The sequence below is a fragment of the Achromobacter spanius genome (genome assembly GCF_002812705.1).
Classification (GTDB): Bacteria; Pseudomonadota; Gammaproteobacteria; order Burkholderiales; family Burkholderiaceae_B; genus Achromobacter; species Achromobacter spanius.
Genome location: NZ_CP025030.1, coordinates 4,065,185 through 4,080,220, shown reverse-complemented (window position 1 = coordinate 4,080,220; position 15,036 = coordinate 4,065,185). Strand labels below are relative to the sequence as shown.

General features: G+C 67.9%; 8 protein-coding genes. 7 read left to right on the top strand and 1 reads right to left on the bottom strand.

Annotated elements, in window-relative coordinates:
• The first annotated feature begins 3 nt into the window (after positions 1–3).
• Genes glgX through treY form a run of 4 tightly spaced genes read left to right on the top strand, consistent with a single transcriptional unit; the run spans position 4 to position 8,811 of the window.
• The gene (glgX, locus tag CVS48_RS18380) at positions 4–2,115 is read left to right on the top strand and encodes a glycogen debranching protein GlgX (RefSeq protein ID WP_100855683.1); all 2,112 of its coding nucleotides are present in this window, start codon (positions 4–6) and stop codon (positions 2,113–2,115) included.
• The gene (gene treZ / locus CVS48_RS18375; protein ID WP_100855682.1) at positions 2,112–3,911 is read left to right on the top strand and encodes a malto-oligosyltrehalose trehalohydrolase; all 1,800 of its coding nucleotides are present in this window, start codon (positions 2,112–2,114) and stop codon (positions 3,909–3,911) included. The genes glgX and treZ overlap by 4 nt, the downstream gene beginning before the upstream one ends.
• Entirely contained in the window at positions 3,908–6,094 is a 2,187-nt protein-coding gene (gene malQ, locus CVS48_RS18370) for a 4-alpha-glucanotransferase (RefSeq protein ID WP_100855681.1), read from the top strand. Before treZ ends, malQ begins: the two co-directional genes overlap by 4 nt.
• Positions 6,091–8,811, top strand: coding sequence for a malto-oligosyltrehalose synthase (gene treY, locus CVS48_RS18365; protein ID WP_100855680.1), 2,721 nt, complete (start codon positions 6,091–6,093; stop codon positions 8,809–8,811). Before malQ ends, treY begins: the two co-directional genes overlap by 4 nt.
• A gap of 12 nt (positions 8,812–8,823) precedes the next feature.
• On the opposite strand, the gene fhuE is transcribed toward treY, so the two are convergent.
• The gene (gene fhuE, locus CVS48_RS18360) at positions 8,824–11,031 is read right to left on the bottom strand and encodes a ferric-rhodotorulic acid/ferric-coprogen receptor FhuE (protein ID WP_100855679.1); all 2,208 of its coding nucleotides are present in this window, start codon (positions 11,029–11,031) and stop codon (positions 8,824–8,826) included.
• Positions 11,032–11,285: 254 nt separating this feature from the next.
• On the opposite strand from fhuE, the gene CVS48_RS18355 reads away from it, so the two are divergent.
• The 3 genes from CVS48_RS18355 (at position 11,286) to CVS48_RS18345 (ending at position 14,948) form a co-directional block, all read left to right on the top strand.
• Positions 11,286–12,428: a metallophosphoesterase gene (locus CVS48_RS18355; protein ID WP_100855678.1), complete on the top strand. Its 1,143-nt coding sequence runs from the start codon at positions 11,286–11,288 to the stop codon at positions 12,426–12,428.
• Positions 12,429–12,466: 38 nt separating this feature from the next.
• On the top strand, positions 12,467–13,948 hold the full coding sequence (locus CVS48_RS18350) for a hypothetical protein (protein ID WP_100855677.1): 1,482 nt from the start codon (positions 12,467–12,469) through the stop codon (positions 13,946–13,948).
• 67 nt (positions 13,949–14,015) lie between these two features.
• Positions 14,016–14,948 (top strand): ProQ/FinO family protein, encoded by a 933-nt coding sequence (locus tag CVS48_RS18345; protein WP_100855676.1) that lies wholly within the window; start codon positions 14,016–14,018, stop codon positions 14,946–14,948.
• The last annotated feature ends 88 nt before the right edge of the window (positions 14,949–15,036 follow it).

Here is a 15,036-nt window from a genome sequence, read left to right as displayed (position 1 = left end):
TCCATGGACCCCACTCAGTTCACCCGCCTCACCACCGGTCAGCCGTATCCGCTAGGCGCCACCAGCGACGGCCTGGGCGTGAATTTCGCCGTGTTCTCGGCCAACGCCACCCGCATCGAACTGTGCATCTTCGACGCCCGCGGCCGCAAGGAACTGCGGCGCTTCGACCTGCCCGAATGCACCGACGAGATCTGGCACGGTTACCTGCCGGACGCGCAGCCGGGCCTGATCTACGGCTATCGCGCCCACGGCCCGTATGATCCGCGCAACGGCCATCGCTTCAACCCGCACAAGCTGCTGCTGGACCCCTACGCCCGCCAGATGACCGGGCCCGTAAGCTGGAGCGATGCGCTCTTTGGCTACCGGCTGAATCACGCGCGCGCCGACCTGTCGATGGACCGCCGCGACAGCGCGCCGGCCATGGCCAAGGCCGTGGTGACCGAAGACGTGCCGTTCAACTGGGGCAACAGCAAGTCCCCCAACACCCCGTGGACGGACACCACCATCTACGAAGTGCATCTGCGCGGCGTCTCGATGCAGCGCGAAGACTTGCGCCCGCCCCTGCGTGGCACCTGCGCCGCGCTGGCGGACCCGCGCTTTATCGAACACCTGCAACGGCTGGGCGTCACGGCCGTGGAACTGCTGCCCGTGCACGCCTTCCTGCAAGACCGCTTCCTGCTGGAACGAGGCTTGCGCAACTACTGGGGCTACAACACGTTGTCGTTCTTTTCGCCGGAACCGACTTATCTGCAACGCGGCCCCAACGACCTGCGCCAGGCCGTGCGGCGCTTGCACGCGGCCGGCCTGGAAGTGATTCTGGACGTGGTCTACAACCACACCTGCGAAGGCAGCGAGCTGGGGCCCACGCTGTCCTGGCGCGGGCTGGACAACGCCAGCTACTACCGGCTGATGCCGGGCGAAGAACGCTACTACATCAACGACACCGGCTGCGGCAACACCGTCAACGTGTCGCACCCCCGCGTGCTGCAAATGGTGATGGATTCCTTGCGCTACTGGACGCAGTCGTATGGTGTGGACGGCTTCCGCTTCGATCTGGGCGTCACGCTGGGCCGCGAAGGCACGGGTTTTGACCCCGGCTCGGGCTTTTTCGACGCCTTGCTGCAAGACCCCGTGCTGGCCGGCGTGAAGCTCATTTCCGAACCCTGGGACATCGGCCCCGACGGCTACCAGCTAGGCAACCACCAGCCCGGCCTGGGCGAATGGAACGACCGCTACCGCGACACCGTGCGCCGCTACTGGCGCGGCGACGAAGGCATGCGCGGCGACATGGCCGCGCGCCTGTGCGGGTCGCGCGACATCTTCGACCGCCGCCACCGCCGCCCCTGGGCCAGCATCAACTTCGTGTCCTCGCATGACGGCTTCACCATCCAGGACGTGGTCAGCTACGACGGCAGCCACAACGAGGCCAACGGCGAAGATGGCAACGACGGCCATTCGGAAAACTATAGCCACAACTGGGGCGTGGAAGGTCCCACGGAAGACGCCGCCATTCTTGAGCGGCGCGGGCGCGTCCAGCGCTCCTTGCTGGCCACCCTGTTCCTGTCGGACGGCACGCCGATGATGCTGGCGGGTGACGAGTTCGGCAACAGCCAGGACGGCAACAACAACGCCTATTGCCAGGACGGCCCGCTGTCATGGCTGGACTGGGGGCAGGCGCAGAGCGACGCGGGCCGCGCGCTCAGCCACTTCGTGGCGCGCGTGGTGGCGCTGCGGCGCGATCACCCCAGCCTGCGCGCGGCGCGCTTTGGCGACGCGGCGCAGGAGATTTGCCCGGGCGTCAGCGCCATCAGTTGGCTGGACACTCACGGCGGGCCCATTGATCAGGCCGCCTGGGACGACCCAACATTGCGCACCATGGCCTTGCGCCGCGCGGCGCTGCGCGAAGACGGCAGCGCCGATATTTCCTTGCTGCTGATGAACCCCAGCGCCGAACCGGCCACCTTCACCTTGCCCGAACCCGGGCAAGCCTGGATGCGCGATCTGGACTCCGCCACGCAAGTGCCCGCCGCCCCCGTTTCTGAATCCGAGGTCACGGTCGAGGCGCATAGCCTCGTCCTGCTGACCGCCACCTGCATCCCCGGAAGTGCCTCATGACCGTGTTGCCCGAACCCTATACCCATGGCGCGCTGCCGCTGCCTGACGGCCGCACGCGCTTTCGCCTGTGGGCGCCATCGGCCCCGGCCGACCTGGCCTTGGTGATAGACGGGCGCGTTCCCATCGCGCTGCAAGCGGATGCCGACGGCTACGCCCAGGTGGATGTGAACTGCCCGCCCGGCACGCGCTACCGCTATCGCATCGGCAACGATTTGCTGGTGCCCGACCCCGCCTCGCGCTTGCAAGACGGCGACGTGCATGGCGCCAGCGTCGTCATGGGGCCGGACTCCTACCCCTGGCAACATGCTTCCTGGATGGGCCGCCCCTGGCGCGAAGCCGTCATCTACGAAGCGCACCCGGGTCTTGCGGGCGGTTTTTCCGGGCTGACGGAACGGCTGCCGGAACTGGCCAATCTGGGCGTCACCGTGCTTGAACTGATGCCCATCGCCGACTTTCCCGGCCCGCGCAACTGGGGCTACGACGGCGTCCTGCCCTACGCGCCCGACACCGCCTATGGCACGCCCGACGAGCTGAAGCGCTTAATCGACACCGCGCACGGGCTGGGCCTGTGCGTGATGCTGGACGTGGTCTACAACCACTTCGGCCCGGACGGCAACTACCTGTCCCAATACGCCGCGCCCTTTTTTCGCGACGACGTGTCCACGCCCTGGGGGGCCGCCATTGATTTCCGGCAGCCCGCCGTGCGCCGCTACTTTGAAGAAAATGCCCTGTACTGGCTGACGGAATACCGCTTTGACGGCTTGCGGCTGGACGCGGTACACGCCATTCCCGACCCCGACTGGCTGGTGGAACTGGCGCGCTTCGTCCGTGGCCAAGTGCCGGCGCAGCGCCACCTGCACCTGGTGCTGGAAAACGACGACAACCGCGCCAGCCTGCTGACGGAAGGCTACGACGCGCAATGGAACGACGACGCGCACCATGTGCTGCATCACCTGCTGACCGGGGAATCCCGCGGCTACTACGCCGACTATGCGGAACAGCCCGCCCAGGCGCTGGCGCGCTGCCTGGGCGAAGGATGGCTGTATCAAGGCCAGCCTTCGCCTTACCGGCAAGGCGCGGCGCGTGGTGAACCCAGCGGCCACCTGCCGCCCACGGCCTTCGTGCTGTTCCTGCAAAACCATGACCAGACCGGCAACCGTGCCTGGGGCGAGCGGCTGACCGAGCTTGCCGAGAACGCCGAACGCCTGCGCGCCGCCGTCACGCTGCAACTGCTGGCGCCGCAGATTCCGCTGATCTTCATGGGCGAGGAAAGCGGCAGCCGCGCGCCTTTCCTGTACTTCACCAGCCATACGGATCCGGCGCTGGCAAAGGCGGTGCGCGAAGGCCGTCAGCGCGAATTCGCCGCGTTCCCGGAGTTTTCGGGCGCCAATGGCGAGCCCGTGCCTGACCCGAATGCCGAGACCACCTGGGAGCAAAGCGCGCCCTGGCACCAGGCCGACAGCGCGGAAGCACAGTCCTGGCGCAACCTTTACAACGCGCTGCTGGATCTGCGCCTGCGTGTCATCGCGCCCCGCTTGGACGGCGCGCGCAACGTGTATGCGCGCGCCGTGGGCGGCCACAGCGTGCATGCCCGCTGGCGCCTGGGCGACGGCGCCCTGCTGACGGCGTACGTCAACCTGGGGCCCATGCACGTGGCCTTGCCACGCAAGCAAGCCACCACCCCGCCCCTGGCCTCGTCGCTGCTGTTCGAGTCGCGCGCGGGCGCGTTCGACGCCTTGAGCCAAGGCAGCCTTTGCCCAGAGAGCACCGTCTGGCTGCTGGAGGACGCAGCATGAGCGCCGCCGCCCACGCCGGGCTGTCCGAGCTTGCCGCCGAGGCCGGCATTGCCGAGCACTGGACCGACGCAAGCCAGCGCCCGTGCCGTGTGTCGCCCGACACCTTGCGCGCGCTGCTGGCCGCCATGGACCTGCCCGCTGATTCCGATGCGGACATACGCGACAGCCGCCACCGCCTGGCCGACCTGTCCGCGCGCGCGCACCTGCCCGCGATGCTGATCGCGCTGCCGGGCGAGGCGGTGCCGCTGCCACCCGACTGCGCGGGCACGTATCGACTCGAATCCCCCTCTGGGCCGGCCCTCTCTGGCCGCACCACAGCGGGACAAGACGGCGCCGCGACCTTGCGCGCGCCGGCAGGCCCCGGTTACTACACCGTGCACACGCAGGCCGGGATGACGACGCTTGCCGTCTGCCCGCCGCGCGCGCCGTCGCTGGATGAACTGCTGCAAGCGCAGGACGCTCGCGCCTGGGGCCTGGCCGTACAGGTCTACAGCCTGCGGCGCCCTGCCCCCGACCCGACGCAGGCCACGCACGGCTTTGGCGATTTCGGCGCGCTGCATGACTTGGCCGTCGCCTCCGGCGCGTCCGGCGCCGACGCGCTGGCCATCAGCCCCGTGCATGCCATGTTCGCGGCGGACCCGGCACACTGCAGCCCGTATTCACCGTCCAGCCGCTTGTTCCTGAACACGCTGTACGCCGACCCCGCCGGCATCCTGGGCGCGGACGCCGTGCGCGACGCGCTGGCGGGCATGACCCAGGCGCGCCTGCCTGTGCTGGACGCGCAACCCCTGATCAACTGGCCCGCGGCGGCGGGGTTTCGCCAGCAACTGCTGCGCCGCCTGCACGACCGCTTCACCACTCACGCCAGCGCGGAGCAGCGCAGCGCGTACGACAGCTACCGGGCGGCGGCCGGCCCAGACCTGTTCGAGCACGCCTTGTTCGAAGCCCTGCACGCCGAGCACAGCCTGGCGGCGGGCGCGCCCGTGCCCTGGACCGAATGGCCCGCCGAATTGCATGACCCGCGCTCATCCGCCGCGCAACGCTACGCGGCAGAACACCCCCATGATGTCGACGCGCACATGTTCAACCAATGGCTCGCGGCCGAAAGTCTGAAGCGGGTGCAGCACGCGGGCCGCGATGCCGGCATGCGGGTAGGCGTGGTGGCCGACCTGGCCGTGGGCGGCAGCCCGCATGGCAGCCACGCCTGGAGCCGGCACGCCGACCTGATGACACGCGCCAGCGTGGGCGCGCCGCCCGACCTGTACAACCCGCTGGGCCAAGGCTGGGGCCTGACCGCGCTGTCACCCACCGCCTTGCAGGCCTCTGGCTACTCGGCCTTTCTGGCCATGCTGCGCGCCAGTCTGGCGCACGCTGGCGGGTTACGCATCGACCACATCCTGGGCATGGCCCGGATGTGGCTGATTCCCGACGGCGCCAGCCCGCAAGATGGCGGCTATCTGCGCTATCCCTTGCAGCAGTTGCTGCGCCTGACCGCGCTGGAAGCCCGGCTGCACCGCGCGCTGATCGTCGGTGAAAACCTGGGCACGGTGCCGGAAGGGTTTGACGCGCAATTGGAAGCGCATGGGGTGCTGGGCATGGACGTGCTGTGGTTCATGCGCGGCGCTGATTCGGCGGCTGATTCAGGGGTTGACTCAGGGGCGGACTCAGGGGCGGACAGCGCCACGCCGCCTGCCCCGTCCGCCGTGCCGCCCGACTTTACGCCGCCCTCGCATTGGCCGGCCAATGCCGTCGCCATGACCACCACCCACGATCTGCCCACGCTGGAAGGCTGGTGGCACGCGCAAGACATTCTGTGGCGTTCCCGGCTGCGCCTGCTGGCGCCAGACCAGGACGAGGCGGAGCTGCGCGCCGAGCGTCTTGAAGACCGCGCGACCCTGTGGCGCGCGGTGCAGGCCTGCTCGCCAACGGCATCCACCTTGCCGCTTCCGCGCCAGACGCCCAGCGCCGAGCTGCTGGGTTTTGTCGCCGCCACGCCCTGCCCCTTGATGCTGGTTCCGCTGGAAGACCTGACCGGGCAACTGGACCAGCCGAACCTGCCCGGCACCACCAGCCGCCATCCCAACTGGCGTCAACGCGTGCCGCTGTCCGTGGCGGACTGCCTGAGCGCGCCCACCAGCCAGGCGCGACTGCGTCCGGTGCGCGCATTGCGGGGTCGGCCATGAACACGACGCTTATCCCCCGCGCCACCGCGCGCCTGCAACTGCATGCCGGCTTCACGCTGGACGACGCCCGCGCGCAGCTTCCCTACTACGCCGCGCTGGGTGTCAGCCACCTGTACTTGTCGCCCATTACCCAGGCCCGCGCAGGGTCCACCCACGGCTATGACGTGATCGACCACCAGCGCGTCAGCACCGAACTGGGCGGCGAAGCCGCCTTGCGCCGCCTGGCGGACGCCGCGCGCGCGCGCGGCCTGGGGCTGATTGCGGACATCGTGCCCAACCACATGGCGGCGCATGCCTCGAACCCCTGGTGGGCGGATGTGCTGCAACATGGGCAAGATAGTGCGCACGCCGGCACCTTCGATATCGACTGGGACGCGCCCGACCCCGCGTTGCGCGGTAAGGTGCTGCTGCCCGTGCTGGGCGACCTATACGGCCAGGCCCTGGCGGCGGGCGACATCCGCCTGGAACACGATGCGGAAACGGGTACCTGCCATATCAACGCGGGTGGCCAGCGCCTGCCGCTGGCGCCGGGCTCGCTGGCTGGCGGGTCGGCAACCGACGAACTCACCCACGACGGACTGAAGCGCAGCGACCTCGCACGCTTGTGCGCCGCCTACGACCCTGGCAACGAGGCGGGCCGCGCGCGGCTGCATGCGCTGCTGGAACGTCAGCACTACCGGCTGGCATGGTGGCGCACCGCGCCCGAACAGATCAACTGGCGCCGCTTCTTCGAGATCAGCGAACTGGTTGGCGTGCGCGTGGAAGACGGCGCGGTCTTCGATGCCGTGCATGGCCTGGTGCTGCGCCTGTATCGCGAAGGCGTGCTGGACGGCTTGCGCATTGACCACATCGACGGCCTGGCCAGCCCCGGCGCCTATCTGCGCCGCCTGCGCCATGCCTTGCGGCAAGCGGATAGCGAGCGCAAACCGGCCGGCCGGCCTGGCGGCGCCTATCTGATCATTGAAAAAATCCTGGCCGACGACGAATCGCTGGACCCGCGCTGGCCCACCGAGGGCACCACCGGCTACGACTTCATGGACCAGGTGGGCGCACTGCTGCACGCCCCCGAGGCGCAGGCCCAGCTTGAACGCTGCTGGGTAGCGTTAAGTGGCGACCCACGCGACGCCGCTGCCCAACTGCGCGACGCGCGCCACCGCATGTTGGCGCGGCATTTCCCCGCCGAACGACAGGCGCTGGTGCGCGCGCTGACGCGCATCGCCCGCTTCGACCTGCGCACGCACGACTGGACTAGTCCGGCCATCGACCGCGTGCTGACGGCGTTGTTGGCGGCGTTTCCCGTGTACCGCAGCTATGCGGAAGACGGGGGCCGCAGCCCGGCAGATGCGCACTGGTGCCGCGTTGCGGTGGACCAGGCGCGGGAAGCGCTGGGCGACGGCACCGCTGACGCCCGCTTGCTGGAACAGATTGACGAATGGCTGGGCGGTGCGGCGCAACAGGACGTGGCCGACACCGCCGTAACGCAAGCCCGCGCGCTAGCCTTGCGCCGCTTCCAGCAACTGACCCCGCCGCTGGCGGCCAAGGCACTGGAAGACACCTTGTTCTACCGCCGTGGCCCGCTGCTGTCGCGCAATGAAGTCGGTTCCAGCCCCACGCGCTTCGCGCTGCCGCTGCAAGCGTTCCATGCGCTAAGCGCGGCGCGCGCACGCACGCATCCCCACGCCATGCTGGCCACCGCCACGCATGACCACAAACGCGGCGAAGACACGCGCGCGCGGCTCGCCGTGCTGACTGAAGCGCCCGACGAATGGCTGCGCATGGTCGGCGCATGGATACCGCGCCTGGCCAAGCCGGGGGCGCCCAGCCCCGCCGACCGCTATCTGCTGTTGCAAAGCCTGGTGGGGGCGTGGCCGCTGTCGCTATCGGCCGAAAGCCTCGATGACGGCAGTGCCGAGGTCACCGCGTCTGTCTCTGAATTTCTTGAACGCATCGCGCAGTGGCAGGAAAAGGCCCTGCGTGAAGCCAAGCTGCACACAAGCTGGACCGATCCGGACGCCGCCTACGAAGACGCCGCCCGTGCCTGCATCATGGGCTTGCAAGACCCGGGCGATGGCCAGGCGCTGCTGCGCGACATCGGCGCCTGGGCCTTGCGCATCGCCCCCGCCGGGCTGGTGAACAGCCTGACCCAGACCTTGTTGCGCAACACGCTACCCGGCGTGCCCGACCTGTACCAAGGCACCGACCTGTGGGACTTCAGCCTGGTCGACCCCGACAACCGCCGCCCTGTCGACTACGCCGAACGGGCGGCGTTGCTGAAGGCGGCGGATGTCGATCTGCCCATGGCCACCGACGCCGCCGCCTGGCGCAGCGGCGCCATCAAGCAGCAACTCATCCGCCGCACTCTGGCGCTGCGCGCCCGCCACCCCGACCTGTTCAGCCTGGGGGATTGCACGCCGCTTGCCGTCATCGGCCCGCGCGCGGCGCACGTAATTGCCTATGTGCGCCGACATGAGGGGCGCAGCGTTGTGGCGGTGGCGCCCCGGCTGTGCGCGCGGGCACTGGCGCCGTACACGGAAGACCACGCCGCGCAGGCTTGCCGCTACTGGGAGGGCACCCGCGTGGTCCTGCCCCCGGATATCGAAGCGGGCGCGCTGCGCAACGTGTTGTCGGGCGGGCAGGTCAATGCGAACGCGGCGGGCGAAGTGCCCTTGACCGCGCTATTGCGTGACTGCCCGGTGGCGCTATGCGCAAGCGCATGAGCGCCGCCAAGCCTAGTACTGGTAGCGCATCGTCAACATGCCGCTGGTGCCCGCGCCCCAAGCCCCTTGGCTATAGAAGCCGACCTGGCTGTAGTACTTGCGGTCAAACACGTTGTTGACGTTCAACTGCGCCGACAGGTTACGGTTGAAGCGGTAGCGCGCCATCAGGTTGGTGATGGCGTAGCTGCCCTGGCTGACGCGCTCGTCGCCGTTGGGGCCGCTGGCGATGGTGTAGACGCCGCTTTGCCAGTTGACGCCGCCGCCCACCGTCAGCCGGTTCCAATCACCCGGCAACTGGTAGGTGGTGAACAGGCGCACCAGCGAGCGCGGCTGGTTGGTCTGGATGGGGGCGCCGTCACCGTCGCGGGCCGTCCAATGCGACCAACCGGCCGCCACGTTCCAGCCCGGCGTCACTTCGCCCGACATCTCCAGGTCGAAGCCGCGGCTGCGAGTACCTTGTGCGGCCCGGTATGCCTGGTTGATCGAACCCGGTACCAAGTAACCCGGGTCGGTCTGAGCGACGTTGTCCTGTTCGACTTGAAAAATGGCGGCGCTGGCGTTCAGGCGGCCTTCCAGGAATTCGCCCTTGATACCGGCTTCATAGGACTTGCCTTCCAGCGGGTCCAGCCAACTGCCGTTGCGGTCCTGATAGCTTTGCGGGTTGAAGATGCCGGTGTAGCTGACGTAGGCCGTGTAGGTCTCGTTGATGTCGTACAGCAGGCCGGCGTAAGGAATGAAGGCGTCCTTGTCGAAGGCCGTGCGGTTACCGCCGCCAAAGCCCACCGAGTCCGTCTTCCAGGTGCTGTAGCGCCCGCCCACGATCAGCTTCAAGGGGTCGGCCAGGTTCAGGCGCAGCGCGCCGTACCAGCCGCTTTGCTTGGTCGTGTAGCGGCTGGCGGTGACGGCGGTGTCGCTCCATTGCGGTTCGGGATAGGAGCCATCCCAGTCGAAAAAGTTGCCCACCGGCGCGGCGTCCAGCGCCGAGCGATAGTCGAAGTCCGCGTATTGGCGCGTGAAGCTGGCGCCGACCACCGCTTCGTGGCGGCGGCCGAAGGCCGTGAACGGGCCGGAGGCTTTCAGGTCCAGGCTGTTCTGCTTGCGGTCGCCTACATACCAGGCGGGCGAACCGTTCACGCCCAAGCCGGTTTCGCGGTCGGGCCAGCCGTACAGGTACAGCAGCTTGCCATCCATTTCGTGCTTGGAATGGGACGCCACGGCCTGCACGCGCCAGTCGTTGTCAAAGCGGTGTTCCAGGCTGGCAAAGCCGCCCGAGGTGGTGCTGGCCCAGGAACTCCAGTCCGCGCCGGTATTCAGCGACCGCTTCCAGTCCGTGCGACCGCCGTCCGCGTACCACAGCGGGAAACCGCCCCAACTGCTGCGCTGCGGGTCGTTGTCCTGGTAGTTGAAGCCCGCGCTGAAGGTGGTGCGCGAGGTCAGGTCCGCGTCCACCACGCCGTAGAAGATCTTTTTCTTGTTCTGATAGCCGTCCAGGTAGGAATGGTTGTCCTGGTAGGCCGACACGATGCGGCCGCGCACGCTGCCGGATGTGTTCAGCGGCGTGGACAGGTCCAGCGTGCCGCGATAGGTGTCCCAATTGCCGGCGCTGACGCTGACGTCGGCCTTGAATTCACGGCTGGTGGCGTGTTTGCGCACCAGGTTGATGGACGCCGACGGATTGCCCGAGCCGGTCAACAGGCCGGTGGCGCCCCGCACGACTTCCACGCGGTCATAGATGATGGGGTCGAGGGACGACTCGCCGCCCGCATAGCCCGTGTCGAAGTCGGTGGGCACGCCGTCGTACAGGTAATTGGAAATGGAGAAGCCGCGCGAGCTGAACGAATAGCGCTCGCTGTCGTAGTTCTGCACCGAGATGCCCGGCGTGCTGGCCATGACGTCGGCCAGGGACAGCATGTTTTCGTCTTCCATGCGCTGGCGGGTCACCACCGTGACGGATTGCGGCGTTTCGCGCAGCGTCAGCGGCAGGCCCGTGCCGGCGGCCGTGGCGCGCGGCGTGTAGGACCCCGTGCCTTCGGTCGTGGTCGGGTCGCCCTCGCCCACCACCTGCACGGTGGGCAAGGTGGCGACGGCGCTGTCTTGCGCGGCCGCACTGGCGGACGCCAGCGCCATCAGCACCAGCACAGCGGTGCGGCGTGGAGGGAAGCCGGGCTGGGTTGCAGAGTGAATACGGGGTTTGCGGCGCTGCGGCCTGGCTTCTTGCATGCTGGCTTCCTCTCCCTGGGTGGGCTATTGATGTGCGGAGGAAGTGTAATGCGACTAATTCTCATAACTATCTGTTGTTGCGGATATACGACGCAGGTTTTTTGTTGCCGAATCGCCAGCGTGGTTTTCTTGACTAGTCGTCAGCACAAGCCTTAGCACCGACATGTGGCACCGGCATAATGTCGCTGGTTTCGGCCGGCCTTCTCCGGCACTGTTCCCGCCACATCCATCGCCCCACCAGTAGGAATCACCGCGTGTTCCATGTCTTCACGGGACTGATCAGTCTCTACGTCATCTGGCGTTTCGTCCTGCCCCTGTCTTTATCCAAGCCGGCCAAGCTGCTGCTGTCCGCCTTGCTGATTGCCATTGCCGAACACCATCTGGTGACGCGCCACTTCTTCGGCTCGATGGCTTCCCCCGAAATCCCCGCCACGCTGATCATGGCGCTGGGCTGGCTCTTCGGCGGGCTGCTCTTGCTGGCCATGCTGTTGCTGGTGCGCGACGTTGCCGGGGTCGTGCTCTACGCCGTGTCACGCGCGCGCGGTCGGGGCCTGCTGGCGGCGCGCCGCTGGGGCGCCACCGCCGCCGTGCTGGCCATGGCCTTGTCGGCCATCGGCGTGTGGCAAGCCGTGCGCGTGCCGGACGTCAAAACCATTGAAATCGCCTTGCCCAAGCTGCCGCCCGAGCTGGACGGCTTTCGCCTGGTGCAGTTGACCGACCTGCACGCCAGCCGGTTGCTGGAGGCGCCCTGGATGCAGGCCGTGGTCGACAAGACGAACGGCTTGAAGCCCGACCTGATCGTGATCACGGGCGACCTGGTCGACGGCACCACCCACGCCCGCGCGGCCGATGTGCTGCCGCTGCAAGCGCTGCGCGCGCGCCATGGCGTCTACGCGATTCCCGGCAACCATGAGTACTACGCAGAGTACCAACGCTGGCTGCCCGCTTTCGAACACCTGGGCCTGCGCCTGCTGCTGAACGAGCACGTGACCCTGAAGCCAAACGGCCAGCGCTTGGTACTGGCCGGCGTCACGGACAAGATGGCGGCCGCCTACGGCGAGGACGTGCCCGACGTGGCGCGTGCCCTGAACGGCGTGCGGGCGACGGACCCGGTCATTTTGCTGAGCCATCGCCCCATCGGCGCGGCGAAGAATGCGCAAGCCGGGGCCGGGCTGCAATTGTCCGGCCACACGCATGGCGGGCAGATCCTGGGGCCGCATCTGCTGACGCAACTGGCCAATGAAGGCTATGTATCGGGCGGATACGACGTGGACGGCATGCACCTGTACGTCAGCAATGGCGCCGGGCTGTGGCCAGGCTTCCCGGTCCGCCTGGGTCGCCCCTCGGAAATCACGCAGATCGTGCTGCGTTCGCCAACCAGGGCCGCGCCGCGGTAAGCGGCTTTAACAAGCGGCATTAACGTCAGCGCCCGCCGATGATCTATCTGCTGTGGTCCCTGCCCGCCCTGACCGTGATCGGCGCCATCGCCAGCGGTCGGGTCAACACCACGGTGGCCGCCGTGCTGGGGCTGTGCGCCGCCATCCCCATTGCGCTGTTCGCCGCGCCCATGCACTTTGGCGGGGCGCAATTGGCGGTGACGCTTGAGCGTGGGGCATGGATCGGCTGGATCATCACGCCTTACATTCTGGGCGGCCTGCTGTTCTGGCAGATGGCCTCGCAGGGCCAGTCGCCCGCGCAAGCCGGCGCCGCACACCCCGAATTGAATGACCCGTTGGCCCGGCGACGGCGCTTGTTCTTTGCCTGTTTTCTGATCGGCCCTTTCGCGGAATCCGCCACGGGTTTTGGCGTGGGCATGCTGGGCACCGTGTTGCTGATCCGCCCGCTGGGCTTGAAGCCGCGCGACATCATGGTGTTCGCCTTGTTGAGCCAGACCCTGATCCCCTGGGGCGCGATGGGCAGCGGCACCTTGCTGGCATCCGCGTATGCGCGCGTGCCCGCCACGCAACTTGCGCTGTACAGCATGGTGGCGGTGGCCTTGCTGATGGCGGTATGGATGCTGCTTTTCTGGCGCACCGCGCGCCACGCCGGGCTGCGCGCCGACACCGCCGAACACGCGCGCGAAGCCGCCTGGATCACGGCCAGCCTGGGACTGCTAAGCGCCGCCACGGCCGTGCTAGGCCCCGAAACAGCGCTGCTGGCGTCCTTTGGCCCCTTGATCGTGCTGCGCTTCGGACTGGACCGCCGCCCCAACCGCGCCCAGGCGCTGGCCGCCGCCCGACGCGCGCTGCCCTACATGCTGGTGATCGCCTGCCTGGCCGTAACACGGCTCGTCCCCGCGTTGAATCACGCGCTGGGCGCCTGGGCCGACATCCAGCCCTTCAACGACCTGCCCGCGTGGAAGCCCTTTTTGCACGCCGGCAGCTGGCTGATCGCGGGCGCGCTGGCACTGGCCGCCTGGCGCCGCGAGCCACGCGCGTTGAAGACCCAGGCGCGCGTCGCCTGGCACACGGGCCGCCACGCGGTCATGTCCGTCTTCCTGTTCGCGATGATGGCCGAAGTGCTGGCCGGCGCGGGCATCTCGCAAGCCTATGCCGATGGCCTGTTCGCCACGCTGCGGGAATGGACCTTGCTGATCACGCCCTTGCTGGCCGGCGCCTTTGGTATTCTGGCCAACAGCGGCAACGCGCCGAATAGTTTGTTCATGCCGTCGCAGCTATCATTGGCGCTTAACGCGGGTTTGAACGCGCCGGCAGCGGCTGCGCTGTTACACGTTTCCGGCACGGCAATGGGTATTTTTTCCCCCGTCCGGATGTCGATTGCGGCGGGTTTGGCCCACGGACAAGGGCAAGAACGCGGCGTGTATGTTCTACTACTGCCGTTTGCCCTGGCCGCGTTCGGCATTCTTTTATTCCTGGCACTGCTTGTCGTGCTGTCTGGATTGCCGCCCGAGCGCTGATGCTCTCGGCCTCAACCTTTTTTTTGTGTAGCAAATGGGACTAGAACAGTTAGCCGCGATCCGGGCCTTGATCACCAAGCAGGCGCCTGAAGAGCCTACCCCCAAGAAAGACGCGCGTCCGCAAGGCGGCGGCAAAGGACCTCGCCCGCCTGGTGGCGGCAAGGGTCCGCGCCCGCAAGGCGGCGACAAGCACGCCCGCTCGCAAAGCGGCGACAAGAACGCCCGCTCGCAAGGCGGCGACAAGGGTCAGCGCCCGCAGCGCGAACGCCGCGAATCGCCCGTGGACCCGGTCGTGGTCGCGATCTCGCGCCTGCAACGCCAGTTTCCCAACGCCTTCCCCAAGAATCCCGCCCCGAAGCTGCCGCTCAAGCTGGGCGTGCTGGCTGACCTGGTGCAACATGCCCAGGCCTTGCAGTTGGACGAGGCGCAGATCAAGGAAGCGGTCAAGACCTGGTGTGATGGCCGCCGCTACTGGGCCTGCATGGTGGAAGACGCGCCGCGCGTGGACCTGAACGGCGAACCCTCGGGCGCCGTCACCGCCAACGAAGCCAAGCATGCCAAGCGCATGGCCTCGCGCAGCGCGTCCAAGAACGCCGCCGCCCGCAACAAGGCCAAGAAGGAAGCCGCGGCTGCCGCTGCCTCTGGCGAAGCGCCTGCCGCGGATGCGTCTGCGGGCACCGACACCGCCGCTTCGGCCTCTGCCGCCGTCGCTGCTCCGGTCTCGGCGCCTGTCACGGCTCCGGTCCAATCGTCACCGCAAGCGCCCGCTGAGTCGTCGCCCGAGTCGTCGGCTGCATCTTCGGCATGGTCTGCGTCTGAGTCTTCGGCTGAGTCTTCGGCTGAGTCTTCGGCTGAGTCTTCGGCTGAGTCTTCGGCTGAGTCTTCGGCTGACAAGCCCACGGACATCTCAGCTGACTCGGCATCCGTCGACACGCCGGCTTCGTCCAGCGACGCATCGGCCAAGGCTGCCGACGACACGTCCACCGACAAGCCTGCGTAGTCCTACCGCCTTCGCAAGCTTCGGCTTGCACGACGGCAACAAGCCCGGCTCGCGACGTCATCGTCGCGGCCGGGCTTGTGTGTTTTTG